Source organism: Pseudomonas paraveronii, from assembly GCF_963681955.1.
Lineage (GTDB): Bacteria > Pseudomonadota > Gammaproteobacteria > Pseudomonadales > Pseudomonadaceae > Aquipseudomonas > Aquipseudomonas paraveronii.
Map to the genome: position 1 here is coordinate 4028342 of NZ_OY817130.1, position 23928 is coordinate 4052269.

Consider the following 23928-nt stretch of genomic DNA (forward strand, 5'->3'; position numbering starts at 1 on the left):
CCCCAAGCGCGTTGGAGGTCAATCGGGCTGGGCAGCGATATTTAGAATCGCGAAGTTAGATTAAAGTCGTGGAGTACACGGCACATTGGCGGCTGATGCTCCATGACTTATCTGGCCATTTAAATGAGGAATATAGCCGATACAATAAAGCGCTCAGATAAAACGTATATTGACAGGCGTCAATACAAAAAAGGCGCGGACGGCAATGGCGACTATTGGCGCCGCGAACCTTGTCTCAAACCATCAATCCATCCGGCGGCAGCGGCAACGCGGTCTTATAGCGCACTTGCTTGAGGGCAAAGCTGGAGCGGATATTGGCAACGCCTGGCACTTTGGTCAGAAAGTCCATCATGAAACGTTCCAGCGACTGGATCGTCGGCACCAACACACGGATCAGGTAGTCCGGGTCGCCGGCCATCAAGTAGCATTCCATCACCTCGGGCCGATCGGAAATCGCCCCTTCAAATTGCTGCAAGGCCAGTTCGTTCTGCTTTTCCAGGCTGACGTGGATAAACACGTTGACGTGCAGCCCCAGCAGGTCGGCATCGAGCAAGGTTACCTGGTCGCGAATCAGGCCCAGTTCTTCCATCGCCTTGACCCGGTTGAAGCACGGTGTGGGCGACAGGTTGACCGAGCGGGCGAGGTCGGCGTTGGTGATGCGCGCATTCTCCTGCAGGGCGTTGAGAATGCCGATATCGGTACGGTCCAGTTTGCGCATGAGACAAAATCACCTGTTTATTGTGTTTATGCAGTTTTTTTATCCGCAAATGAGCCCAAGCGCAATGAAACACAGATAAATATTCTTCTACGCCCCGCCTATGATTGTTGTAGGACAAGATTTCTCCTATCCGGAGGAAGACGGTCAGCTAGCGCGCCCACTACAAGAAATTCACAAGATCGAGCGTAGAAAGCCATGAACCAGCCGTATGCACCGCTGCGCCTGCACGTTCCCGAACCCTCGGGCCGCCCAGGCTGCAAGACTGACTTTACCTACCTGCGCCTGACGGACGCGGGCCTGGTGCGCAAACCCCCTATCAACGTAGAACCCGCCGACACCGCCGACCTGGCCAAGGGCCTGATTCGCGTGCTCGACGACCAGGGCCAGGCCCTCGGTCCCTGGGCTGAAGGCGTGCCTGTCGAGATCCTGCGTCGCGGCATGCGTGCCATGCTCAAGACGCGGATCTTCGATAACCGCATGGTGGTCGCCCAGCGTCAGAAGAAAATGTCGTTCTATATGCAGAGCCTCGGCGAAGAAGCTATCGGCAGCGCCCAGGCCCTGGCCTTGAACATCGACGACATGTGCTTCCCCACCTACCGCCAGCAAAGCATCCTGATGGCACGCGACGTGCCGCTGGTGGACCTGATCTGCCAACTGCTGTCCAACGAGCGCGATCCGCTCAAGGGCCGACAGTTGCCGATCATGTATTCGGTGAAAGACGCCGGTTTCTTCACCATTTCCGGCAACCTTGCTACCCAATTCGTACAAGGTGTGGGCTGGGGCATGGCCTCGGCGATCAAGGGCGATACCAAGATCGCCTCGGCCTGGATCGGCGACGGCGCCACTGCTGAATCGGACTTCCACACCGCCCTCACCTTCGCCCACGTCTATCGCGCGCCGGTGATTCTCAACGTGGTCAACAACCAGTGGGCAATCTCCACCTTCCAGGCCATCGCTGGCGGTGAAGCCACCACCTTCGCCGGACGCGGCGTCGGTTGCGGCATCGCCTCGCTGCGCGTGGACGGCAACGACTTCATCGCGGTGTACGCCGCTTCCGCCTGGGCCGCCGAACGCGCGCGGCGCAACCTTGGCCCGACCCTGATCGAGTGGGTCACCTACCGCGCCGGACCGCACTCCACTTCGGATGATCCCTCCAAATACCGTCCCGCCGATGACTGGAGCCACTTCCCGTTGGGCGACCCGATTGCGCGCCTCAAGCAGCACCTGATCAAGACTGGCCAGTGGTCCGAAGAGGAACACGCGGCGGTCAGTGCCGAACTGGAAGCCGAAGTGGTCAAGGCGCAGAAAGAAGCCGAACAGTACGGCACCCTCGCCGGCGGCCAGATTCCAAGCGCCGCGACCATGTTCGAAGACGTCTATAAAGAGATGCCGGAGCACTTGAAGCGCCAGCGTCAAGAGTCGGGGGTCTGACATGAACGATCACAACAACAGCATCGAATTGGAAACCGCCATGACCACCACCACCATGACCATGATCCAGGCCCTGCGCTCGGCCATGGACGTGATGCTTGAGCGTGACGACAACGTGGTGGTGTTCGGCCAGGACGTCGGCTATTTCGGCGGCGTATTCCGTTGCACCGAGGGTCTGCAGAACAAGTTCGGCAGCTCGCGGGTGTTTGACGCGCCGATCTCCGAAAGCGGCATCGTCGGCGTGGCGGTGGGCATGGGCGCCTACGGCCTGCGCCCGGTGGCGGAAATCCAGTTCGCCGACTACGTCTACCCGGCCAGCGACCAGATCATCTCCGAAGCGGCGCGCCTGCGGTATCGCTCGGCCGGCCAGTTCACCGCGCCGTTGACCCTGCGCATGCCTTGCGGCGGCGGCATCTACGGCGGCCAGACCCACAGCCAGAGTATCGAAGCGGTGTTCACCCAGGTCTGCGGCCTGCGCACGGTGATGCCGTCCAACCCCTATGACGCCAAGGGCCTGTTGATCGCCTCCATCGAAAACGATGACCCGGTGATCTTCCTTGAGCCCAAGCGCCTGTACAACGGCCCGTTCGACGGGCACCACGACCGCCCCGTAACGCCGTGGTCGAAACACCCGCAGGCACAAGTGCCGGACGGTTACTACACCGTGCCGCTGGATGTGGCCGCAATCGTGCGTCCGGGGTCGGCCGTCACCGTGCTGACCTATGGCACCACCGTGTACGTGTCGCAAGTCGCCGCCGAAGAAACCGGCATCGACGCCGAGGTCATCGACCTGCGCAGCCTGTGGCCGCTGGACCTGGAAACCATCGTCAAGTCGGTGAAAAAGACCGGCCGTTGCGTGGTGGTGCATGAAGCCACCCGCACCTGCGGCTTTGGCGCCGAACTGGTGGCGCTGGTGCAGGAACATTGCTTCCACCACCTGGAAGCGCCGATCGAACGCGTCACCGGTTGGGACACCCCCTACCCGCACGCGCAGGAATGGGCGTATTTCCCAGGGCCGTCCCGTGTGGGCGCGGCGTTGAAACGGGTCATGGAGGTCTGAATGGGCACGCACGTTATCAAGATGCCGGACATTGGCGAAGGCATCGCAGAAGTTGAACTGTCGGTCTGGCATGTGAAGGTTGGCGACATGGTCGTCGAAGACCAGGTGCTGGCGGATGTGATGACCGACAAGGCGATGGTGGATATTCCCTCGCCGGTCCACGGCAAGGTGATTGCCCTCGGCGGCGAGCCAGGTGAAGTCATGGCCGTCGGCAGTGTGCTGATCAGCATCGAAGTCGAAGGCGCGGGCAATACCAAGGACGTGCCGGTGGCGGCTGAACCGGCCAAGGCGGCGCCTGCGCCGATGCCTGCCAGCAAGCCGGCCCCGATGCTGGAAAGCCAGCCGGCGCTCAAACCGTCCGTCGCGCCCCAGGCTCCCGTGGCCCGCGATGCCAACGAACGCCCGCTGGCCTCCCCCGCCGTGCGCCAGCATGCGCTGGATGCGGGGATCCAACTGCGCCTGGTGCAGGGCTCCGGTCCGGCGGGCCGGATTCTGCACGAAGATTTGGACGCTTACTTGCTCCAGCGTCCGGCGAAAAAAACTACGGCCGCCAACCCCTACGCCGAACGCAACGACGAAGAACAGATCCCGGTGATCGGCATGCGCCGCAAGATCGCCCAGCGCATGCAGGACGCCACCCGGCGCGCCGCGCATTTCAGCTATGTGGAAGAGATCGACGTCACCGCCCTCGACGAACTGCGCGTACACCTCAATGAAAAACACGGTGCGACACGCGGCAAGCTGACGCTGCTACCGTTCATCGTGCGCGCCATGGTCGTGGCGTTGCGCGATTTCCCACAGATCAATGCGCGTTACGACGACGAAGCCCAGGTCATCACCCGCCTCGGCGCGGTGCATGTGGGCGTCGCCACCCAGAGCGATGTGGGCCTGATGGTGCCGGTGGTGCGCCACGCCGAAGCCCGCAGCCTGTGGGGCAATGCCGAGGAAATCACGCGCCTGGCCAGCGCCGCGCGCAATGGCAAGGCCAGCCGCGACGAACTGTCGGGGTCGACCATTACCCTGACCAGCCTCGGCGCCTTGGGCGGCATCGTCAGCACCCCGGTGCTGAACCTGCCGGAAGTGGCCATCGTCGGCGTCAACCGCATCGTCGAGCGGCCGATGGTGATCAAGGGCCAGATCGTGATCCGCAAGATGATGAACCTCTCCAGCTCGTTCGATCACCGCGTGGTCGACGGCATGGACGCGGCGCAATTCATCCAGGCCATTCGCGGCCTGCTCGAACAACCCGCCAGCCTGTTCCTGGAGTAAGGACATGACTCAGACATTGCACACCACCCTGCTGATTATCGGCGGCGGCCCTGGCGGTTATGTGGCCGCGATCCGCGCCGGTCAACTGGGTATCCCGACCGTTCTGGTGGAAGGCCAGGCACTGGGCGGCACCTGCCTGAATATCGGCTGCATCCCGTCCAAGGCCTTGATCCATGTGGCCGAACAGTTCCAGCAAAGCGTCCACCACAGCCAGGGTTCGCCCCTGGGGATAGAAGTGGATGTGCCGACCCTGGACATCCGCAAAAGCGTGGAATGGAAAGACGGCATCGTCGACCGCCTGACGACCGGGGTTGCCGCGCTGCTGAAGAAACACAAGGTGCAGGTCATCCACGGGTGGGCCAAGGTGGTGGACGGCAAGACCGTCGACGTCGGCGACCAGCGCATCCAGTGCGAACACCTGCTGCTGGCGACCGGTTCGAAAAGCGTCAACCTGCCGATGCTGCCGATTGGCGGGCCGATCATTTCGTCCACTGAAGCCCTGGCGCCGACCCGCGTGCCCAAGCGGCTGATTGTGGTGGGTGGCGGTTATATCGGCCTGGAACTGGGAATTGCCTATCGCAAGCTCGGCGCCCAGGTCAGCGTGGTCGAGGCGCAGGAACGCATCCTGCCGGCCTATGACGCCGAACTGACCCAGCCGGTGGCTGATTCCCTCAAGCAATTGGGCGTGAAGCTGTACCTCAAGCACAGCGTCACCGGCTTTGAGCACAACCGCCTGCAAGTGCGCGACCCGAAGGGCGACACCGTGTCGTTGGACACCGATCAGGTGCTGGTCGCCGTGGGTCGCACCCCCAACACCCAGGGCTGGAACCTCGAAGCGCTGAACCTGGACATGCGCGGCGCGGCGGTCAAGATCGACCACCGCTGCCAGACCAGCATGCGCAATGTGTGGGCCATCGGCGACCTGAGCGGCGAGCCGATGCTCGCCCACCGGGCCATGGCCCAGGGCGAAATGGTCGCCGAACTGATCAGCGGTCAACACCGCGAATTCAACCCGGCGGCGATCCCGGCCGTATGCTTTACCGACCCGGAGTTGGTGGTGGTCGGCCAGACGCCCGACGAGGCCAAGGCGGCGGGCCTGGACTGCATCGTGTCGAGCTTCCCATTCGCGGCCAATGGCCGGGCCATGACCCTGGAGTCGAAAACCGGCTTCGTGCGGGTCGTGGCGCGGCGTGACAATCATCTGATTGTCGGCTGGCAGGCGGTTGGCGTCGGCGTGTCCGAGTTGTCCACCGCCTTTGGGCTGAGCCTGGAAATGGGCGCACGCCTGGAAGACGTGGCGGGCACCATCCACGCCCACCCGACCCTCGGCGAAGCCGTCCAGGAAGCCGCCCTACGAGCCCTGGGCCACGCCCTCCACCTGTAAAAAACGCAACCCCCCGTGGAAGCGGGCTTTTGTGGGAGGGGGCTTGCCCCCGATAGCGGTGGGCCAGTCAACGCATGTGCCGACTGGCGCGCCCTCATCGGGGGCAAGCCCCCTCCCACAAAAGCCCGCTCCCACATGAAGCAAGAATGCAGTATTGTTGCGCCCATTCAGAAAAAAACCGACTTGACCAGAGATAGAGGGTGTCATGGGTAACGAAAGCATCAATTGGGACAAGCTGGGTTTTGACTACATCAAGACCGACAAGCGGTTTATCCAGACCTGGAAAAACGGCGAGTGGCAAGCGGGCACCCTGACCGAAGACAACGTGCTGCACATCAGCGAGGGCTCTACCGCCCTGCACTACGGCCAGCAATGCTTTGAAGGCCTCAAGGCCTACCGCTGCAAGGACGGCTCGATCAACCTGTTCCGCCCGGACCAGAACGCCGCACGCATGCAGCGCAGCTGTGGCCGCCTGCTGATGCCGCAAGTGCCGACCGAAGCCTTCATCGACGCCTGCAAGCAAGTGGTTCGCGCCAACGAGCGGTTCATCCCGCCGTATGGCAGCGGCGGCGCGCTGTACCTGCGCCCGTTCGTGATCGGCACCGGTGACAACATCGGCGTACGCACCGCGCCGGAGTTTATCTTCTCGGTGTTCGCAATCCCGGTCGGCGCCTACTTCAAGGGCGGCCTGGTGCCGCACAACTTCCAGATCTCCGGCTACGACCGCGCCGCACCACACGGCACCGGCGCCGCCAAGGTCGGTGGCAACTACGCCGCCAGCCTGCTGCCAGGTTCGGAAGCAAAAAAAGCCGGCTTCGCCGACAGCATCTACCTGGACCCGGCCACGCACTCGAAGATCGAGGAAGTCGGTTCGGCCAACTTCTTCGGGATCACCCGTGACAAGAAGTTCATCACACCGAAGTCGCCTTCGGTGCTGCCAGGCATCACCCGCCTGTCGCTGATCGAACTGGCCAAGACCCGCCTGGGCCTGGAAGTGATCGAGGGCGAAGTGTTCATCGACCAACTGGATATCTTCCAGGAAGCCGGCGCCTGCGGGACTGCCGCCGTGATCTCGCCGATCGGCGGCATCGAGTACAAGGGCAAACTGCACGTGTTCTACAGCGAGACCGAAGTCGGCCCGATCACCCAGAAGCTCTACAAAGAGCTGACCGGCGTGCAATCCGGCGACGTCGAAGCGCCAGAAGGCTGGATCGTCAAGGTCTAACCCAACCACACTGCAAACCCCTGTAGGAGGGGGCTTGCCCCCGATAGCGGTGGCTCAGTCAATATTGCCGGTGACTGACACTCCGCCATCGGGGGCAAGCCCCCTCCCACATTTGATCTGCGATCATTCTCAGGATTGAGTCGGGATATTTTCCACCATCTTCTTCCCCATACTGATCCTCGGCTCCACCCCATACCCCAACGCCTCGTAGAACCCCACCACCGTGTCATTGCCGCCGGTGATCTGCAGGTTGATCTTCATACACCCCAAGGCACTCAACGCCTGCTCCGCATGCCGCACCAATGACGCACCCAGCCCTTGCCGGCGATAGTCAGCGCGCACCGCCACCGAATACAACCAACCACGATGCCCGTCGTACCCCGCCAGAACAGTACCGATCACGACATTCTTATCCGTCGCCACGAAGAACAGCCCGTCATTGACCGCCAGCTTCTTATCAATCGCCAGGGTCGGCAGGTTATGGGCGGTGTCATACCCAAAAGCCTCCTGCCACAACGCAACCACCTGCGCCCGGTGCAGACGGTCGCGATAGGCGCCGATGGGGTGACGCGACGACAGTGCCTTTTCCATCACCAGCGTGCGTTCATGGCCATGGTAGACATCACGCACGGTGTGAAAACCCAACTTGGTGTAGAACGGCTCGGCCGTCAGCGAGGACGGCACACTCAACACCGTCACTCCGGCCTCGCGGGCGCGCAATTCGATTTCAATCATCAGCAGCCGACCAATGCCCTGCCCTTGCAGCGCCGGGTTGACGAACACCGAGCGCACTGCATTGCCGTCAAGGGCAGCGGTGGCAACGATTACCTCGTCCTGAACCGCCACCAGCACCACCCGGTGCCTAAGCAGTTCCAGCACCGCAGCGGGCGAAAAGTTGCCCGCAACCCGGACGATCACCTCGGCCGGGTAATCGCGCGCATTGCTGCTGTGCAAGGCGGCGAGGATGACCTGACTGATCCCATCTGCGTCGGCGGCCTGGGCAATACGAACGGCGATAGACATGCACTCTCCTTCCTGACTCGGATACCACAACCACCCCCATATTAATGTGGGAGCTGGCTTGCCTGCGATAGCGGTCCGTCAGCCAGCACAGCCGATTCGGCTGCCCTACCCAACTTTTCAGCTTTCCCGGCTGAGCCCCCCCTGGGTTTCAGCCGGGATTCCCCCGCCACAACGCACAAAATAGCCCCACTGCTCAACCCATGGATTCGTGCCCCCATGCAAACCACCAACACCGTCTTGATGATTCGCCCGGCGCGCTTTGCCTTCAACCCGGACACCGCGATCAACAACCGTTTCCAACGCCAGCCCCTCGATCCGCTCAGCGCACAGCAAAAAGCGCTGGAAGAGTTCGACGGCTATGTCGATACCCTGCGCCGGCATGGCGTCGAAGTCCTGGTCGTGCAGGACACCCCGGCGCCGCATACCCCCGACTCGATTTTCCCCAACAACTGGTGGAGCAGCCATGCCGACGGCAGCCTGGTGCTGTACCCGATGGAAGGCCAGAACCGACGATTGGAGCGCAACAAGGGCGTGCTGCAAGTCCTCGAACAACGCTTTGCAATCAAAGACACCATTGACCTCAGCCATCTCGAACACCAGAACATCTTTCTCGAAGGCACCGGCAGCATGGTGCTCGACCGCCAGCACCGGATCAGCTACGCCTGCCACTCCGGGCGCACGCACCACGACGCCCTGCGCCAGTTCGCCGAACGCCTCGACTACCAACTCTGCGTGTTCCACGCCGTCGACCGCCACCACGCGCCGATCTACCACAGCAACGTGATGATGAGCGTCGGCCGCAACCTCTCGGTGGTGTGCCTGCAAGCCTTGCCGGACGCCGACGAGCGCCAGGCCCTGGAACGCTCCCTGCGCGACACCGGCAAGGACATCCTCGCCCTCGACTTCGACCAGTTGGAAGCCTTCGCCGGCAACATGCTCGAAGTCCACGACCGCGACGGCCAACCGCTGCTGGTGATGTCCACCAGCGCCTGGAACGCCCTGCAACCCGCCCAGCGCGAGCATGTGGAACGCCACACGCGGCCAGTGGTGGTGAACATCGACCACATCGAACGCATCGGCGGCGGCAGTGCCCGCTGCATGCTCGCGGAAGTGCATCTGCCCGCCCGCGCCACCGTCCAATAAATACAGGAGCCACTCCATGACCCGCTATATCGACGTCAACGACCTCAGCTACCTGGTCTCGCAAAAAGGCCTGCAAACCTGCATCACCGAGATGGCCGACTACATCCGCGCCGACTACCTGCGCTGGCAGGATTTCGAGAAATGCGCACGCCTGGCCAACCACTCGCCGGAGGGCGTGATCGAACTGATGCCGGTGTCCGACGCGTCGCTGTACGCCTTCAAATACGTCAACGGCCACCCGAAAAACACCCAGGCCGGCATGCTCACCGTGATGGCCTTCGGTGCCTTGGGCGATGTGGATACCGGCAAACCGGTGCTGCTGGCGGAAATGACCCTGACCACCGCGATTCGCACCGCCGCCACCTCGGCCCTGGTCGCACGCTACCTGGCCCGGGACAACAGCCGCAGCATGGCGCTGATCGGCAACGGCTCGCAAAGCGAATTCCAGGCGCTGGCGTTCCACACCCTGCTGGGCATCAATGAAATCCGCCTGTTCGACATCGACGCCAAGGCCACCGCCAAGCTGGCGGCCAACCTCAAGGCGTTCCCGGCAATCAACGTGATCCTGGCCGGCAGTGTGGCCGAGGCGGTGAAAGGCGCGGACATTGTCACCACCGTCACCGCCGACAAGGCCTACGCGACCATTCTCACCGACGAAATGATCGAACCCGGCATGCACCTCAACGCCGTGGGCGGCGATTGCCCAGGCAAGACCGAACTGGACCGACGCATCGTCGAGCGCGCCCGGGTGATCGTCGAATACGAACCGCAAAGCCGCATCGAAGGTGAAATCCAGCACATGCCGGCCGATTCGCCGGTCACCGAACTGTGGCAAGTGATCAACGGCCAGGCGCCCGGCCGCGAGAATGCGCGCCAGGTCACCCTGTTCGACTCCGTGGGTTTTGCCATCGAAGACTACTCGGCCCTGCGCTACGTGCTGGACGTGGCCAAGGCGCTGGACGTCGGCAGCGAACTGGAACTGGTACCCGACCTCGCCAACCCGAAAGACCTGTTCGCACGCCTGGCCCAACCGCCACGCGTACAGCACAAAAAGCGCGCCTGAAACCGCTCTGGCCTGCCGCTTTGCGCCAAGGGCAGGCCAGAATCTCGAGGGTGAAAAGCCGATTCAGCGGGTGCGACAGCCGATTCCGCTGCATTGTCTGTTTTAACAGCGCAATTCGCGCTTTGAGCACGGGGTAAACGACACAAAAAACGCACCACCTTGAAGCATTCTGAGCGCGACCGAAGAGTCAGTAAATGAATGCACGCTGCACCCCTTTGACTGCCCTGACATCAATTACAAAATATAGGGACTCAACATGACGCCACTCCGCTCACTATTCGCTGCGTTGCTGTTGCCGCTGTGCGCCACCGCCGCCCACGCCCAAGACTGGAAAGAAATCCGCTTCGGCGTATTCCCCGAGTACCCACCCTTCGAATCCGTGGCCGCCGATGGCAGCCTGCAAGGCTTCGATATCGAGTTGGGCAACGCGATCTGCGCCAAACTCGAAGTCAAATGCACCTGGGTGCATAACGAATTCGACGGCATGATCCCCGCCCTGCGTGCGCGCAAGTTCGACGCGATCATGTCGTCCATGGCCATCACCCCGGCTCGCGAGAAAGTCATCGACTTCAGCGACCGGCTGTTCCTCAGCCCCACCTCGGTCATCACCCGTAAAAGCGCCGACTTCGGCGAAACCCCGGACTCCCTGAAAGGCAAGCAAGTCGGCGTGCTGCAAGGCTCGCTGCAGGAAGCCTATGCGCGCGCGCACCTGGCCAAACTGGGCGCCCAGATCAAGGCCTACCAGTCCCAGGAGCAGAACTACGCCGACCTGCAAAACGGCCGCCTCGACGCCACCCTGACCGACAAACTCGAAGCCCAGCTCAACTTCCTGTCCAAGCCCGAAGGCGCCGACTTCAAGACCGGCCCGGCCTTCAAGGACCCGACGCTGCCCCTGGACATCGCCATGGGCCTGCGCAAGAACGACCAGGAACTGCGCGCGCTGATCAACAAGGGCATCGCTGCCGTACAGGCCGATGGCACCTACGCCCAGATCCAGAAAAAATACTTCGGCGATCAAGACATCTACAACGAGTAAGCCAACACCGCCCTTGTGTGAAAAGGCTTGTGTGGGAGGGGGCTTGCCCCCGATAGCGGTGGGTCAGTCAGTACATGTGTCGACTGGCAGGCCCTCATCGGGGGCAAGCACCCTCCCACACAAGCCGTCTCACACTGGGGTATGTCTGCGCCCTTTAGAGATCTCCCCCATGAACGAATTCCTCAACCTGCAGGGCTACGGCCCCATGCTCGCCCAGGGCGCCTGGATGACGGTCAAGCTGGCGTTCCTGGCGCTGGGCCTGAGCCTTGGCCTGGGCCTGATCGCCGCCGGCGCCAAGCTCTCCAGCGCCAAATGGCTGCGGCTGCCGGCCACGCTCTACACCACGCTGATTCGCAGCGTGCCGGACCTGGTGCTGATCCTGCTGATTTTCTACAGCCTGCAACTGTGGCTGAACGACCTGACCGAAACCTTCGGCTGGAACTACTTTGAAATCGACCCGTTTACCGCCGGGGTGATCACCCTGGGGTTTATCTACGGCGCCTATTTCACCGAAAACTTTCGCGGCGCGATCCTCAGCGTGCCGGTCGGCCAACTGGAAGCCGCGACCGCTTACGGCTTGAGCCGCTGGCAGCGTTTTCGCCTGGTGCTGTTCCCGCAGTTGATGCGCTTCGCCCTGCCGGGGCTGGGCAATAACTGGCTGGTGTTGCTCAAGTCGACGGCGCTGGTGTCGATCATCGGCTTGTCGGACCTGGTCAAAGCCGCGCAAAACGCCGGCAAGACCACCAACGAACCCTTGTACTTCCTGATCCTCGCGGGCCTGGTGTACCTGGTGATCACCACCCTCTCCAACCGCATCTTCAAGCGCCTCGAACGGCGCTACAACCTCGGCATCAAGGGGATGGCGCGATGATCGAACTGTTCCAGCAATACGGCCTGGCCTACCTGTTCAGCGATGGCGCGGGCTTGTCCGGGGTGGCGATGACCCTGTGGTTGTTCATCATCTCGGTGCTGTTCGGGTTTTTCCTGTCGATCCCCCTGGCGCTTGCGCGCGTCTCGGAGCACTTTTGGCTGCGCTGGCCGGTGGAGGTGTACACCTACCTGTTTCGCGGCACGCCGCTGTATATCCAACTGTTGATTTGCTACACCGGGCTGTACAGCCTGGAGGTGGTGCAGGACAACGCCTTGCTCAACCAGTTCTTTCGCAACGCGCTGAACTGCACGCTGCTGGCGTTCGTGCTCAACACCTGCGCCTACACCGTGGAAATCTTCGCCGGGGCGATCCGCAACATTCCCCATGGCGAAATCGAAGCGGCCCGCGCCTATGGCCTGCACGGCTGGCGGCTGAACCTGTTTGTGCTGGTGCCCGCCGCGCTGCGCCGTGCGCTGCCGGCCTACAGCAATGAAATGATCCTGATGCTGCACGCCACGTCGCTGGCGTTTACCGCCACCGTCGCCGACATCCTCAAAGTGGCCCGCGATGCAAATGCCGAGACGTTCCTGACGTTCCAGGCCTTCGGTATCGCCGCGCTGCTCTACATGCTGCTGTCCTTTGCACTGGTGGGCCTGTTTCGACTGGCCGAACGTCGCTGGATGCGTTTTCTTGTTCCTACCCGAGGCTAACCCATGAATCAGTCCGCGCAGGCCCTGGCCACTTATCCGGTTGATGCACCACTCGCTGCCAAGACCGCTACCGACACCGCCGCGATCAAACTCCAGGTCGAAGGCATCCACAAACGCTACGGCGAACACGAAGTGCTCAAAGGCGTGTCCCTCAACGCACGCAATGGCGACGTGATCAGCCTGATCGGCGCCAGCGGCTCGGGCAAAAGCACGATGCTGCGCTGCATCAACTTTCTCGAACAGCCGGACGCCGGCGTCATCACCCTGGACGGCATCAGCATCGAAATGCGCCAGGGCCGCGCCGGCACCCACGCGCCGCACCAGGCACAACTGCAGAACCTGCGCACACGCCTGGCGATGGTGTTCCAGCATTTCAACCTGTGGAGCCACATGACCGTGCTGGAAAACATCACCATGGCCCCGCGCCGGGTGTTGGGCGTAAGCGCGGCCGAAGCGGAAAAACGCGCGCGAATGTACCTGGACAAGGTGGGCTTGCCGGGCCGAGTGGCGGATCAATACCCAGCGTTTCTGTCCGGCGGCCAACAGCAGCGCGTCGCCATCGCCCGAGCCCTGGCGATGGAACCGGAAATCATTCTGTTCGACGAACCGACCTCCGCCTTGGACCCTGAGCTTGTAGGAGAAGTCCTCAAAGTCATACAGACGTTGGCTGAGGAAGGTCGTACCATGTTGATGGTCACCCACGAAATGGGCTTTGCCCGCCAGGTGTCCAGCCAAGTGCTGTTCCTGCACCAGGGCCGGGTCGAAGAGCAAGGCGGCGCCGAGATCCTCGACCATCCCAACAGTGAACGCTTGCAGCAATTTCTTTCCAACCGTTTGAAGTGAAACCCATGGATACCAAGGCCAACGGACCCCATTCCGCCCCTGCGCTGGATCGCATCGATGAGGCGATCATCGACGTGCTGCGGCATCAGGGGCGCATCACCTACGAAAAGCTCTCGTCGCTGGTGCATCTGACCCCCAGGCCCTGCCTGGAGCGGGTGCGCAAACTCGAACGACGCGGGGTAATCCGTGGGTACGGGGCGATCATCGACGTGCAGATGGTCTCACCGGGGCTGTCGCTGCTGGTGCTGGTGGCCTTGTCCAACCAGAGCGGGCGCTCGGCGCAAAAGGCTTTCGAAGCCTGCGTCAAAGCCTGCCCGCAGGTGTTCGAATGCCAGTTGATCAGCGGGCCGTTCGACTACAGCCTGCGCATGCGTTGCCGGGACATGGAGCATTACCGGGTGCTGACGGAAACCTGGTTGAATAACGACGAGTTGCACATCGACAAATTGGTAGCCCACCCCGAGCTCGCGGTAGTCAAAAACACCGCCACCGAACTGGCCTGACCGCCCCCCAAACACCGAAGATCAAATGTGGACCAGATAGGGCTCATTCTGCTCTTGGGCACAGCCATATAGCCGACCTGATCCTGAAAGCCGAGCGCGGTCAAGAGTGTGGGAGGGGGCTTGCCCCCGATTGCGGTGGATCAGTCAACTAATTGGTAGCTGACAGATTGCTATCGGGGGCAAGCCCCCTCCCACATTTGGATCTCCGTGGACCAGATAGGGCTCATTCTGCTCTTGGGCACAGCCATATAGCCGGCCTGATCCTGAAAGCCGAGCGCGGTCAAGAGTGTGGGAGGGGGCTTGCCCCCGATTGCGGTGGATCAGTCAACTAATTGGTAGCTGACAGATTGCTATCGGGGGCAAGCCCCCTCCCACATTTGGATCTCCGTGGACCAGATAGGGCTCATTCTGCTCTTGGGCACAGCCATATAGCCGACCTGATCCTGAAAGCAGAGCGCGGTCAAGAGTGTGGGAGGGGGCTTGCCCCCGATTGCGGTGGATCAGCCAACTAATTGGTAGCTGACAGATTGCTATCGGGGGCAAGCCCCCTCCCACATTTTCTCAACCGTGCCCGCTTAATATTTTCTTACCCTGCTTTGCCCCTACAAGCGTGCAGCCCGAACACCCGTTCGTCAGCTCGCCGTAGCAAGCAGCAAATCCTGCACCGAACGCCCCTGCCCACGGTGGCGATCATGCGCATACAACGACGCCGCAATCTCATCCGCCCGGATCGGCAGCACCGACAGCAAGGTATCGCTCAACCCATGGCTGGCCTGGCTGAAGCCCTGGATGTAGATGCCAGCCTTGCAACGCTCGTCGGTGACGATGCGGTAGTCGCGGCTGACTTCGAAGTCGCTCATATAAGCCTCCAGCGGCGCCAGCAGTTCGCGGTGCGTCTGGCGCTCGTAGCCGGTGGCCAGGATCACCGCGTCGTAATGGCTGACGCTGGTTTCGCCCGTGGCGTTGTTGCGCAGCGCCAACTCGATGCCCAACGGACTGGCGCTGACATGCTCGACCACGGTCAGGGTGCGGAAGGCCTGGCGCGCAGTGCCGGAGACTTTCTGACGATAGAAGATGCCGTAGATGCGCTCGATCAAGTCCAGGTCGACCACCGAATAGTTGGTGTTCTGGTACTCGGCTACCAGGCGCTCACGCTCGGCGCTGACCTGCTGGAACACCAGGTCGGTAAAGGCCGGCGAAAACACTTCGTTGACGAACGGGCTGTCATCCGCCGGCTTCAGCGCCGAACCGCGGAGGATCATGTCGACCTGTACCGACGGGAAGCTGTCGTTCAAATCGATGAACGCTTCGGCCGCACTCTGGCCGCCGCCGATCACCGCGATGCGCATCGCCTTGCCCTGCACGCAGGGTTGCCGGGCCATGCGCGCCAGGTATTGGGAATGGTGGAAGACGCGAGGGTCATCCTTGAGCGCCTTGAACACCTCGGGCACACGCGGCGTGCCGCCGGCGCTGACCACCACCGAACGGGTGGTGCGCACATGCTGTTCACCCAGCGCATCGCGGGAAATCACACGCAGTGCGTCAACCTGCTGCTGGTGCAGGATCGGCTCGATGGCCAGCACTTCCTCGCCGTAGCGGCTCTGGGCCTGGAACTGCCCCGCGACCCAGCGCAGGTAGTCGTTGAACTCCATACGGCACGGATAGAAGGTGCCGAGGTTGATGAAATCGACCAGGCGGTTGTGGGCTTTCAGGTAGTTGACGAAGGAATACGGGCTGGTGGGGTTGCGCAGGGTCACCAAGTCCTTGAGGAACGAAATCTGCAGTTCGCTCTGGGTCACCAGGGTATTGCCGTGCCAACGGTAATCGGCCTGTTTATCGAGAAACAGCACGTCCAGTTTGCCCTGGGCCTTTTCGCGCTCCTGCAGGGCGATGGCCAGCGCCAGGTTCGAAGGGCCGAAACCGATACCGATCAGGTCGTGAACCGCGGGCGAAGCAATTGCCTGTGTCATTCCAGTGTCCTCTGGATAAGCCCCTTGGCGGTGGGGCGGGAATACCTTCACGACCTGCACAACAGGCCACGTGTTGATAGGAAACGAGGACCGTGAATTAAAATTTAACCGATCGACGCTCAGGGCGCGTTCCACGCGCGCATCCTGTACGCCGCCCCGGACCTGAATGTGCAACGGCGCCTGTCACGCCAGCATTGCCTTGTACAAAGCGTTAGGCGGCGGCTGGGAGACTGACATCCGATAAACGAAAGTCGCATTTCGTACACGTACCGTTTTGTCCTCCTACATTTTTCCCCCCACGGTCCTTGGTAAAAAAGTCGTCCCGAATCAGAAGCCACAACAGTGGCTTCTTTTTCTCACACGACTGGCCAGGATCGCTGATGAACCCCCTTCCAGCTGCAAGCGCAATTACCTACCGTTGCCTGGTGCTGGTTGCAGCCCTGGCGCCCGCCAGCGCTCACGCTGAAGCGCCGCGTTCACCGTTCGGCATCGAATGGTTCCTGGACTGCCCACAACCGGCGCTCGAACATCTGGACCCAGAGGTCATCGAACGCACCCAATGCGGCATCGTCACTGCGCCCCTGGACCATGCGGCGCCTGAACGCGGTCGCATCAGCTTCGACATCACCCGCGTCGGCGCCAAACTGCCGCTGTCACGCCAGGGGGCATTATTCGCCAACCCAGGGGGCCCCGGGCTCGACGCCGGCGGCGCCTTCGCCGTACACCTGGCCACCGTCTGGAAGCATTACGCCCGGCAACCCGACTGGGGCGACACCTACCGCCAGTTGGCCGATACCTATGATGTGATCGAAGTCACCCCGCGGGGCCTGGGCCGGCTGCCAGGGTCACGCCTGGAATGCCGCTCCGAGGGACGGATCGTGCCGCAAGGGGATGTCAGCGAAGACCGTAGCGCGGCCAACCTCGCCGCTGCGCGCCAGAATGCCCGGTTGATCGCCCAAGCGTGCGCCAGCCACCCGCTGACGCCGTACATCACCACCGAGCAGACCGCCCGCGACCTGGAATTTGTGCGCAAACAATTGGGCGAGTTGCAGTTCAACTACCTGGGCAACGCCTACGGCACCTGGCTCGGCGCCTGGTACGGCGGCCTGTTTCCGGCGAACGTGGGGCGCATGGTGCTCGACTCGAACATCAACTGGACCTCAACCTTCGAGCACGCCAGCCTGATCGTTGCCGGCGAAAAGGAGAAGATTTTCGAGCGCTTCGTGGCCCAGCCCGCCGCCCTCGACCCTGGCGTGTATCAACTGGGCGACACGCCAGCCGCCGTGCGCCGGGTGTTCATGGAACTGCTGCCCAGCGTGCGCACGGCCCTGCGCTCCAGCAACCGCTTCTACAGCGACCCCACCGGCCTGATGAGCGCCCACCTGCTCAGTCGCTGGCTGCGGGAAACCCCCGACAGCGACGACCTGGCGCTCGAGGCGCGTGCCCGTGCGCATCGCTTCAGCCCCGACCCGGTCATCGAAGAGCGTGCCAAATCGATGTTCAGCCTGCTGCTGCAACGCGTGCGCGAACCCTTGCAGGCCAACGTGCCGAAGCCTGGGCCGTTGCGCATGTCGGCCGCCGACTCGGTCAAAACCGCGATCCTGTGCAACGACTCGACCTACTCCAGCGAAGACCTCTGGCAGCAAAAAGAAACCGAATCGCTCACCAAGTACCCGGTCGCCGGCAGCGCCCTTGAGGCGCGCCAATGCACCACCTGGCCACGAAACCACAGCAAGGGCTTGCCTCACAAGGAACTCGCCCGGCTCGACAGCCTGCTGATGGTCCAGGCCGAATTCGACGACCACACCCCGTCCACCGGCGCCGCCTGGGCTTTTGAGCGCACGTTCCCGGCGAGCCGCGTACAACTGAAGAACGCCTATGCCCACGGGGTTTCGTTCAGCGGCGTGAGTGCCTGTGTGAACCAGTGGGTGGGCGATTATCTGGTGCATGGGAACAAACCGCCGCGTTCGACGGTGTGTACGGATGCCACGGTGCAATGAATCTCCGTTTACGACCTTTCCATACCAGAAACGACACCCTGCGTTGACGCTACGGCCCAATCGTTATTAAGTGCTATTTATCCGTATTAATACGATAAATAGACCCCATGCTCACTCGCCCGCTACGACGCAAACGCCAGAAGCTGTCCGACGTGATTGTCGAGTCGGTCAAGCGCTCCATCGTCACCGACGCCTTGAAACCCGGCGATCGCCTGCCCACCGAGCGCGAGCTGATGGAAAGTTTCCAGTGCTCCAAGGGCTCGGCCCGCGAAGCGCTCAAGGCCCTGGAAGTCGAAGGCCTGGTCAGCACGCGTACCGGCCCCAGCGGCGGCGCCTACCTGAACCAGGCCGGCACCGAACCGGCCAGCCGCGCGCTGCGCAATTACCTGCACTTCCAGCATCTGGATGGCGAGCAGGTGTACCAATTGCGCAAGGTCATCGAAGTGGAACTGGCAGTGTCGGTGCTCGGACGCCTGAGCGAGGACGACTACCTGGCCCTGCAGGCCAACGTGGATTTTTGCAGTGCGCCGGAAGACAGCGAGGCCGGCCAGCGCGAACAACGCCTGGCGGAACTGGAGTTCCACAACCTGCTGGCCAAGGCCTGCCCCAACCCGTTGCTGAGCTTTATGGCGCAGTTTCTCAACGACCTGCTGCGCGACCTGGTGGTGCTGAAAAAAGCCTACAAGCCCAAGCGCAAGCAGTTCGACGCGGCCAACCTCGACTATCACAAGCAACTGTTGAACGCCTTTCGCGCAGGCGATGAAAACGCGGTGCGCAGCCTGATGCATGAACACATGTGCGACGCCGAACACCATATGACCGCGCTCGAAGGCCAGGTCAGCCCGCACTTTCTACTGGAGTTCGATCACTCTTAAGAACACCCCAGATCCAATGTGGGAGGGAGCTTGCTCCCGATGAGGCCGGCACAGTCACCGTTATATCGACTGACACACCGCTATCGGGAGCAAGCGCCCTCCCACATTTGACTGCATTCCACCCCGCACACTGCGTTACCCCAATAAAAAAGCGCCTGCCCACAGGCCCTGCTCCACCGTATCGCCATTGCCACTCCTGCCAATAACTAAACCAGGGAGTCACCCCATGCAGCGTCGTACGTTATTGAAAGCCAGCCTCACCGCCGCCGCCGCCCTCAGCCTGCCGCTGAGCGTGCGTTCGGCATTCGCCGCCGAGCCCTTTACCCTGTACGGCCTCAAGTCCATGTCTGGCGCCTTTGCCAGCTATGGCAAGTTTGCCGACATGGGTTCGCGCCTGGCGGTGGAGCAGCACCCCGAGATTCTCGGGCGCCCGCTGAACTACAAGGTCATCGACACCGAAGGCAACGCGGGCAAGGCGGTACGCAAGGTGCAGGAAGCGATTGCGCAGGACGGCGCGCGGTTCTTCCAGGGCTGCACCTTGTCATCATCGGCGCTGGCGGTGGCCAAGGAAGTCGACAAGGCCGGCGGCGTGTTCATGACCCCGGTGGGCGCCGATGAAGTCACCGGCAAAGACTGCAACCGCGCGACCTTCCGCTGGTCGGTGCCCACCTACGGCGCGATCCGCGAAACCCTGGTGCCGCTGATCAAGCGGCTGCCGGACGCCAAGCGCTGGTACACCATCACCCCACAATACGTGTTCGGCGAAGCCTTGCTCGAAGGCGCCAAAAACGTGCTCAAGGAACACGGCCTGGAACACGTCGGCAACAGCTACCACTCGCTGCAGGAGCAGGAATTCTCCGGCTACCTGACCAACGCCATCGCCACCAAACCCGACGTGCTGGTGCTGCTCAACTTCGGCAGCCAGTCGTCCAACACGCTGCGCCAGGCGGTCAACTTCGGGATCAAGGAGCGCATGAAAGTGCTGCTGGTGTGGTCCGCCGGCCTCGACCAGTTCCAGGAACTGGGCAGCGACATACTCGAAGGCGTGTACCTCGGCGCGCAGTACTGGCACCAGGTCGACAGCCCGCTCAACCGCGAACTGGTCAAGCTGACCCAGGCCAAGTACGGCATCAATCCCACCTACCCGCTGGCTGCCGACTACATCAGCACCAAGGTCATGCTCGACACCATCATCGCCACCGGCAGCTTCGATGGGCCGACCGTGGCCAAGGCCATGCAAGGCCTGAGTTTCGACGGCCCCACCGGCAAGGAGTCGATCCGTGCCGGCGACCATCAGGTGATCAAGGATTACTACCTGCTGATCGGCAAAGCCGCCGCCGACATGGCCGACAAGGACGACCTGGCCAAGGTGCTCAGCGCCGGCCAGTCATTCCCGCCGGTCGAGGCCACGGGCTGCACGCTCGGCTGACCCCCTGATTATTTGCACCGCAGGTGCCGCGCGAGCGGCGTCCTGCCGAGGGTTCCTGCATGCTCAATCTTTACCTGTTCCAGATACTCAATGGCCTTGGCCTGGGGATGATCTACTTCCTGATCGCGGTCGGGCTGACGATCATTTTCGGCCTGCTCAACTTCGTCAACTTCGCCCACGGCGCGTTCTTTCTGCTCGGCGCCTACATCTGCTACACCGCCGTGAGCCTCACCGGCAGCTTCTGGCTGGCGCTGCTGCTCGCACCGCTGGTGGTGGCCGCGCTGGCGTGGGTGATCGAGCGCTTGCTGATCCAGCGGATTTATCACTTGCCGCACATGTTCCAGATCCTGGTGACGCTGGGGATCGCGCTGATCATCCAGGAAGCCAGCGTGATGATCTGGGGCCCGGTGGGCAAAAGCGTCGCCGTACCGGAACTGCTGCGCGGGGTGCTGGTGCTGGGCGATTTCGTCTACCCCTACTACCGCCTGTTCCTCATCGTGTTTTCCGGGCTGGTGGGCCTGGGCCTGTGGCTGCTGCTGGAACGCACACGCTTCGGCGCACTGGTGCGCGCCGGCAGTGAGAGCACCGAAACCGTGTCGCTGCTCGGCACGAATATCTTCCGCCTGTTCTCCATGACCTTTGCCTTAGGCGTCGGCCTGGCCGGCATGGCCGGTGTGCTGTTCGCGCCGTTGCGCGGTGCCCAGCCCTTTGTCGGCCCGGAAATTCTCGGGATCGCCTTTGTGGTTGTCGTCATCGGCGGCATGGGCTCCTTCAGCGGCGCGCTGGTCGGCGGTTTGCTGGTGGGCGTGGTGCAAAGCCTGATGACCACACTCTGGCCCCAGGGTGCGAGCCTGATGATCTACGGCGCGATGGCCGTGGTGATTCTGGTGCGCCCCTACGGCCTGTTCGGGAGAGCCTGACATGAGCGAGAAAAACCCCCTGCCGTTTGCCAAGACCCAATCCAAAGCGATGTTGCTGTGGGTGCTGGCAGTGCTGATCGGCCTGCCGCTGATCCTGCCCTCGGCGACCCTGGCCAGCGAGATCCTGATCTTTGCCATGGCCGCCCTGGCCTGCAACCTGTTGCTCGGCTACACCGGGCTACTGTCGTTCGGCCAAGGCATCTTCTTCGGTGCCGGCGCCTATTGCGCGGCGCTGCTGATGATTCACCTGCAACTGGGCCTGTTCAGCGCACTGCTCGGCGCTGCCGTGGCCGGCGGCTTTCTGGCGCTGCTGGTCGGCGCCCTGGCGATCCGCCGCACCGGCATCTACTTCGTCATGCTGACGCTCGCGTTCAGCCAGATGGCGTACTTCGTCGCCTACACCTTGAGCGACTGGACAGGCGGCGACAACGGCCTGCTCAGCGTGCCGCGCCCGGAGATCCGCATCGGCGACAGCGTGTTGCTGTCGTTGGCCGACGCCCGCGCGTTCTACGGTTTTGTCGCGGTGCTGTTCCTGCTGATCTTCATCGGCGCACGCCGCGTCATTGCCTCGCCGTTCGGCAGCACGCTGATGGCGATCCGCGAAAACGAAACCCGTGCCTCGGCCATCGGCTATGACACGCGCCACTTCAAGATCCTGGTGTTCGTGCTGTCCGGCGCGGTCACCGGGATTGCCGGCGCGCTGTACGCCATGTTGCTGCACTTTGTGCCGCTGTCGAATATCGACCTGGCGATGTCCGAGAACATCCTGATCATGACCATCGTCGGCGGCACCGGTTCACTGTTCGGTTCGTTGCTGGGCGCCGGTTCCATCGTGCTGCTGGGGGATTTCCTCTCCGACCTGTGGCCGCGCTGGCTGATGCTGCTGGGGGTGATCCTGATCCTGGTGGTGATCTTCATGCGTGGCGGATTGTGGGGCGGCCTGGCGTCGCTGTTCGAGAACGTGCGCGGCCGCCGCAAAGCTGCCGTCGTCGCCAAGGAGCAAGGGCTATGAGCATCCTGCTGGAAACCAAAGACCTGGAACTGGCCTACGGTGCGTTCCATGCGGTCAACGGCGTCAACCTCAAGGTCGAAGCCGGCACCATCCACACCATCATCGGCCCCAACGGCGCGGGCAAGACCAGCCTGTTCCACTGCCTGACCGGCGAGCGCCAGGCCACTGGCGGGGCGATCCATTTCGACGGCAAGAACCTGATGCGCAAACCGGCCCACGCCCGCGTCGGCCTCGGTATGGCGCGTTCGTTCCAGCTCACCAGCCTGTTCCAGAACCTCAGCGTGCGCGAAAACCTGCGCCTGGCCGCCCAAGGGCGCGACGGTGTACGCGCCTTGAATTTCTGGCGCCGGGTCGAGAGCAAACGCGAACACCTGGAGATCGCCGACCAGGTGCTCGAACGCCTGCAACTCACGGCCCGCGCCGCGACCCTGGCCGGCGAGTTGTCCCACGGCCAGCAACGGGTGCTGGAGGTGGGCATGTCGATCTGTTCCAAACCCAAACTGCTGATGCTCGACGAGCCCACCTCGGGCATGGGCATCGATGACATCCCGATCATGACCCAACTGATCAGCGACCTGGGCCGCGACCACACGGTGCTGTTGATCGAACACAACATGAGCATCGTCATGTCCATCAGCCAACGCATCACCGTGATGAGCCACGGCCAGATCCTGGTGGAAGGCACGCCGGAATTCGTGCGCGCCGATGAACGCGTGCGCACGGCTTATCTTGGGGAGGCTGCCTGATGCTGATCGTCGAAAATATCCATTCCTACTACGACAAGAGCCACGTGCTCGAAGGCGTGTCGTTGACCGTCAACCCCGGCGAACTGGTGACCCTGCTCGGCCGCAACGGCGCCGGCAAGACCACCACGTTGCGCAGCATCCTCGGCATCATCTGCCCGCGCCAGGGCCAGATCCATTTCAACGGCCAGCCGCTGGTGGGCCAGAAGATCTTTGAAATCGCACGCCAGGGCCTGGCGCTGGTGCCGGAGAACCGTGGGATTTTCCGCCTGCTCACTGTCGAGGAAAACCTGCGCATCGCCGCGCGCAAGACCAGCCGCTGGCAGCTCGAAGACGTCTACGGCATGTTCCCGCGCCTCAAGGAGCGGCGCAAAAACGCCGGCCACGCGCTCTCCGGCGGCGAGCAACAGATGCTCGCCATCGCCCGCGCCCTGCTCAACGATCCCAAGCTGCTGATCCTCGACGAACCCACCGAAGGCCTGGCCCCGGTGATCGTCGACGAGTTGGTGAAGATCCTGCGCAAGGTCAAGGACGACGGCCTGCCGGTGCTGCTGGTGGAACAGAACCTGATGGTCTGCGACAAGCTCGCCGACCGCCATTACGTGCTCGAACAGGGCCGCGTGGTGTACGAGGGCAGCGCCGCCGCCTTCCGCGCCGACCCGACGATCAAGAACCGCTACCTGGCCCTGAGCGCCTGACC

The 23928-nt window shown here is 62.5% G+C and carries 22 protein-coding genes and 1 pseudogene; 20 read left to right on the top strand and 3 right to left on the bottom strand.

Translation table 11 applies throughout. From position 1 onward, the window contains the following. Positions 1 to 235: 235 nt before the first annotated feature. Positions 236 to 718, bottom strand: a complete 483-nt coding sequence (locus U5A08_RS18385; protein WP_017847498.1) for an Lrp/AsnC family transcriptional regulator — start codon at positions 716 to 718, stop codon at positions 236 to 238. 195 nt (positions 719 to 913) lie between these two features. On the opposite strand from U5A08_RS18385, the gene U5A08_RS18390 reads away from it, so the two are divergent. From U5A08_RS18390 to U5A08_RS18410, 5 genes are all read left to right on the top strand, one after another. Continuing rightward, entirely contained in the window at positions 914 to 2149 is a 1236-nt protein-coding gene (locus U5A08_RS18390; RefSeq protein WP_247402995.1) for a 3-methyl-2-oxobutanoate dehydrogenase (2-methylpropanoyl-transferring) subunit alpha, read from the top strand. A 1-nt stretch (position 2150) separates the two neighbouring features. Then, on the top strand, positions 2151 to 3209 hold the full coding sequence (locus tag U5A08_RS18395) for an alpha-ketoacid dehydrogenase subunit beta (RefSeq protein WP_253397024.1): 1059 nt from the start codon (positions 2151 to 2153) through the stop codon (positions 3207 to 3209). After that, positions 3210 to 4478, top strand: coding sequence for a dihydrolipoamide acetyltransferase family protein (locus U5A08_RS18400; RefSeq protein WP_253397025.1), 1269 nt, complete (start codon positions 3210 to 3212; stop codon positions 4476 to 4478). A gap of 4 nt (positions 4479 to 4482) precedes the next feature. After that, on the top strand, positions 4483 to 5862 hold the full coding sequence (gene lpdA, locus U5A08_RS18405) for a dihydrolipoyl dehydrogenase (RefSeq protein WP_321847882.1): 1380 nt from the start codon (positions 4483 to 4485) through the stop codon (positions 5860 to 5862). A gap of 205 nt (positions 5863 to 6067) precedes the next feature. Continuing rightward, complete coding sequence (locus U5A08_RS18410; RefSeq protein WP_321847884.1) at positions 6068 to 7087, top strand: branched-chain amino acid aminotransferase; 1020 nt, start codon at positions 6068 to 6070, stop codon at positions 7085 to 7087. A gap of 129 nt (positions 7088 to 7216) precedes the next feature. Here U5A08_RS18410 and U5A08_RS18415 read toward each other — a convergent pair whose 3' ends face one another. Next, complete coding sequence (locus U5A08_RS18415; protein WP_253397037.1) at positions 7217 to 8110, bottom strand: GNAT family acetyltransferase; 894 nt, start codon at positions 8108 to 8110, stop codon at positions 7217 to 7219. A gap of 216 nt (positions 8111 to 8326) precedes the next feature. Here U5A08_RS18415 and ctlX point away from each other — a divergent pair, with 216 nt between their 5' ends. The 7 genes from ctlX to U5A08_RS18450 all read left to right on the top strand — a co-directional run bounded on the left by ctlX (position 8327) and on the right by U5A08_RS18450 (position 14279). Continuing rightward, positions 8327 to 9253 carry a citrulline utilization hydrolase CtlX gene (gene ctlX, locus U5A08_RS18420; RefSeq protein WP_321847886.1) on the top strand — a complete coding sequence of 309 codons (927 nt, stop codon included), beginning with the start codon at positions 8327 to 8329 and terminating at the stop codon, positions 9251 to 9253. A 16-nt stretch (positions 9254 to 9269) separates the two neighbouring features. After that, on the top strand, positions 9270 to 10316 hold the full coding sequence (locus U5A08_RS18425; protein WP_321847887.1) for an ornithine cyclodeaminase: 1047 nt from the start codon (positions 9270 to 9272) through the stop codon (positions 10314 to 10316). Positions 10317 to 10572: 256 nt separating this feature from the next. Further along, complete coding sequence (locus tag U5A08_RS18430) at positions 10573 to 11352, top strand: ABC transporter substrate-binding protein (RefSeq protein WP_247401944.1); 780 nt, start codon at positions 10573 to 10575, stop codon at positions 11350 to 11352. 169 nt (positions 11353 to 11521) lie between these two features. After that, positions 11522 to 12223 carry an ABC transporter permease gene (locus U5A08_RS18435; RefSeq protein WP_247401946.1) on the top strand — a complete coding sequence of 234 codons (702 nt, stop codon included), beginning with the start codon at positions 11522 to 11524 and terminating at the stop codon, positions 12221 to 12223. Then, complete coding sequence (locus U5A08_RS18440; RefSeq protein WP_247401948.1) at positions 12220 to 12933, top strand: ABC transporter permease; 714 nt, start codon at positions 12220 to 12222, stop codon at positions 12931 to 12933. Before U5A08_RS18435 ends, U5A08_RS18440 begins: the two co-directional genes overlap by 4 nt. A 3-nt stretch (positions 12934 to 12936) precedes the next feature. Continuing rightward, entirely contained in the window at positions 12937 to 13776 is an 840-nt protein-coding gene (locus U5A08_RS18445) for an ABC transporter ATP-binding protein (protein ID WP_247401951.1), read from the top strand. A gap of 5 nt (positions 13777 to 13781) precedes the next feature. Next, entirely contained in the window at positions 13782 to 14279 is a 498-nt protein-coding gene (locus tag U5A08_RS18450; RefSeq protein WP_253397057.1) for an Lrp/AsnC family transcriptional regulator, read from the top strand. Positions 14280 to 14911: 632 nt separating this feature from the next. Here the strand turns inward: U5A08_RS18450 and U5A08_RS18455 are convergent. Beyond that, complete coding sequence (locus tag U5A08_RS18455; protein ID WP_321847896.1) at positions 14912 to 16249, bottom strand: lysine N(6)-hydroxylase/L-ornithine N(5)-oxygenase family protein; 1338 nt, start codon at positions 16247 to 16249, stop codon at positions 14912 to 14914. A 138-nt stretch (positions 16250 to 16387) separates the two neighbouring features. On the opposite strand from U5A08_RS18455, the pseudogene U5A08_RS29950 reads away from it, so the two are divergent. The 8 genes and pseudogenes from U5A08_RS29950 to U5A08_RS18490 all read left to right on the top strand — a co-directional run. After that, positions 16388 to 16493 (top strand): annotated as a pseudogene (locus U5A08_RS29950) (hypothetical protein); the annotation flags it as partial. A gap of 136 nt (positions 16494 to 16629) precedes the next feature. After that, complete coding sequence (locus U5A08_RS18460; RefSeq protein ID WP_321847898.1) at positions 16630 to 18249, top strand: alpha/beta fold hydrolase; 1620 nt, start codon at positions 16630 to 16632, stop codon at positions 18247 to 18249. 107 nt (positions 18250 to 18356) lie between these two features. Next, positions 18357 to 19124 carry a FadR/GntR family transcriptional regulator gene (locus U5A08_RS18465; protein ID WP_253397073.1) on the top strand — a complete coding sequence of 256 codons (768 nt, stop codon included), beginning with the start codon at positions 18357 to 18359 and terminating at the stop codon, positions 19122 to 19124. A 226-nt stretch (positions 19125 to 19350) separates the two neighbouring features. Continuing rightward, entirely contained in the window at positions 19351 to 20553 is a 1203-nt protein-coding gene (locus tag U5A08_RS18470; protein WP_253397075.1) for an ABC transporter substrate-binding protein, read from the top strand. 59 nt (positions 20554 to 20612) lie between these two features. Further along, a complete protein-coding gene (locus U5A08_RS18475) occupies positions 20613 to 21473 on the top strand; it encodes a branched-chain amino acid ABC transporter permease (protein WP_046382793.1) in 861 nt (286 codons plus the stop codon). Between the two features lies 1 nt (position 21474). Next, positions 21475 to 22485, top strand: a complete 1011-nt coding sequence (locus U5A08_RS18480; RefSeq protein WP_253397079.1) for a branched-chain amino acid ABC transporter permease — start codon at positions 21475 to 21477, stop codon at positions 22483 to 22485. Next, positions 22482 to 23231, top strand: a complete 750-nt coding sequence (locus U5A08_RS18485) for an ABC transporter ATP-binding protein (protein ID WP_321847903.1) — start codon at positions 22482 to 22484, stop codon at positions 23229 to 23231. Before U5A08_RS18480 ends, U5A08_RS18485 begins: the two co-directional genes overlap by 4 nt. After that, positions 23231 to 23926 (top strand): ABC transporter ATP-binding protein, encoded by a 696-nt coding sequence (locus tag U5A08_RS18490; protein ID WP_253397083.1) that lies wholly within the window; start codon positions 23231 to 23233, stop codon positions 23924 to 23926. Before U5A08_RS18485 ends, U5A08_RS18490 begins: the two co-directional genes overlap by 1 nt. The last annotated feature ends 2 nt before the right edge of the window (positions 23927 to 23928 follow it).

Bases quoted from the DNA above. Each gene is read 5' to 3' on its own strand.
- U5A08_RS18460 (WP_321847898.1), top strand. From the start codon at position 16,630: ATGAACCCCCTTCCAGCTGCAAGCGCAATTACCTACCGTTGCCTGGTG.
- U5A08_RS18435 (WP_247401946.1), top strand. From the start codon at position 11,522: ATGAACGAATTCCTCAACCTGCAGGGCTACGGCCCCATGCTCGCCCAG.
- U5A08_RS18445 (WP_247401951.1), top strand. From the start codon at position 12,937: ATGAATCAGTCCGCGCAGGCCCTGGCCACTTATCCGGTTGATGCACCA.
- lpdA (WP_321847882.1), top strand. From the start codon at position 4,483: ATGACTCAGACATTGCACACCACCCTGCTGATTATCGGCGGCGGCCCT.
- U5A08_RS18465 (WP_253397073.1), top strand. From the start codon at position 18,357: ATGCTCACTCGCCCGCTACGACGCAAACGCCAGAAGCTGTCCGACGTG.
- U5A08_RS18415 (WP_253397037.1), bottom strand. From the start codon at position 8,110: ATGTCTATCGCCGTTCGTATTGCCCAGGCCGCCGACGCAGATGGGATC.
- U5A08_RS18485 (WP_321847903.1), top strand. From the start codon at position 22,482: ATGAGCATCCTGCTGGAAACCAAAGACCTGGAACTGGCCTACGGTGCG.
- U5A08_RS18475 (WP_046382793.1), top strand. From the start codon at position 20,613: ATGCTCAATCTTTACCTGTTCCAGATACTCAATGGCCTTGGCCTGGGG.
- U5A08_RS18450 (WP_253397057.1), top strand. From the start codon at position 13,782: ATGGATACCAAGGCCAACGGACCCCATTCCGCCCCTGCGCTGGATCGC.
- U5A08_RS18430 (WP_247401944.1), top strand. From the start codon at position 10,573: ATGACGCCACTCCGCTCACTATTCGCTGCGTTGCTGTTGCCGCTGTGC.
- U5A08_RS18410 (WP_321847884.1), top strand. From the start codon at position 6,068: ATGGGTAACGAAAGCATCAATTGGGACAAGCTGGGTTTTGACTACATC.
- U5A08_RS18455 (WP_321847896.1), bottom strand. From the start codon at position 16,249: ATGACACAGGCAATTGCTTCGCCCGCGGTTCACGACCTGATCGGTATC.
- U5A08_RS18385 (WP_017847498.1), bottom strand. From the start codon at position 718: ATGCGCAAACTGGACCGTACCGATATCGGCATTCTCAACGCCCTGCAG.
- U5A08_RS18425 (WP_321847887.1), top strand. From the start codon at position 9,270: ATGACCCGCTATATCGACGTCAACGACCTCAGCTACCTGGTCTCGCAA.
- U5A08_RS18395 (WP_253397024.1), top strand. From the start codon at position 2,151: ATGAACGATCACAACAACAGCATCGAATTGGAAACCGCCATGACCACC.
- U5A08_RS18440 (WP_247401948.1), top strand. From the start codon at position 12,220: ATGATCGAACTGTTCCAGCAATACGGCCTGGCCTACCTGTTCAGCGAT.
- U5A08_RS18480 (WP_253397079.1), top strand. From the start codon at position 21,475: ATGAGCGAGAAAAACCCCCTGCCGTTTGCCAAGACCCAATCCAAAGCG.
- U5A08_RS18400 (WP_253397025.1), top strand. From the start codon at position 3,210: ATGGGCACGCACGTTATCAAGATGCCGGACATTGGCGAAGGCATCGCA.
- U5A08_RS18470 (WP_253397075.1), top strand. From the start codon at position 19,351: ATGCAGCGTCGTACGTTATTGAAAGCCAGCCTCACCGCCGCCGCCGCC.
- U5A08_RS18490 (WP_253397083.1), top strand. From the start codon at position 23,231: ATGCTGATCGTCGAAAATATCCATTCCTACTACGACAAGAGCCACGTG.
- ctlX (WP_321847886.1), top strand. From the start codon at position 8,327: ATGCAAACCACCAACACCGTCTTGATGATTCGCCCGGCGCGCTTTGCC.
- U5A08_RS18390 (WP_247402995.1), top strand. From the start codon at position 914: ATGAACCAGCCGTATGCACCGCTGCGCCTGCACGTTCCCGAACCCTCG.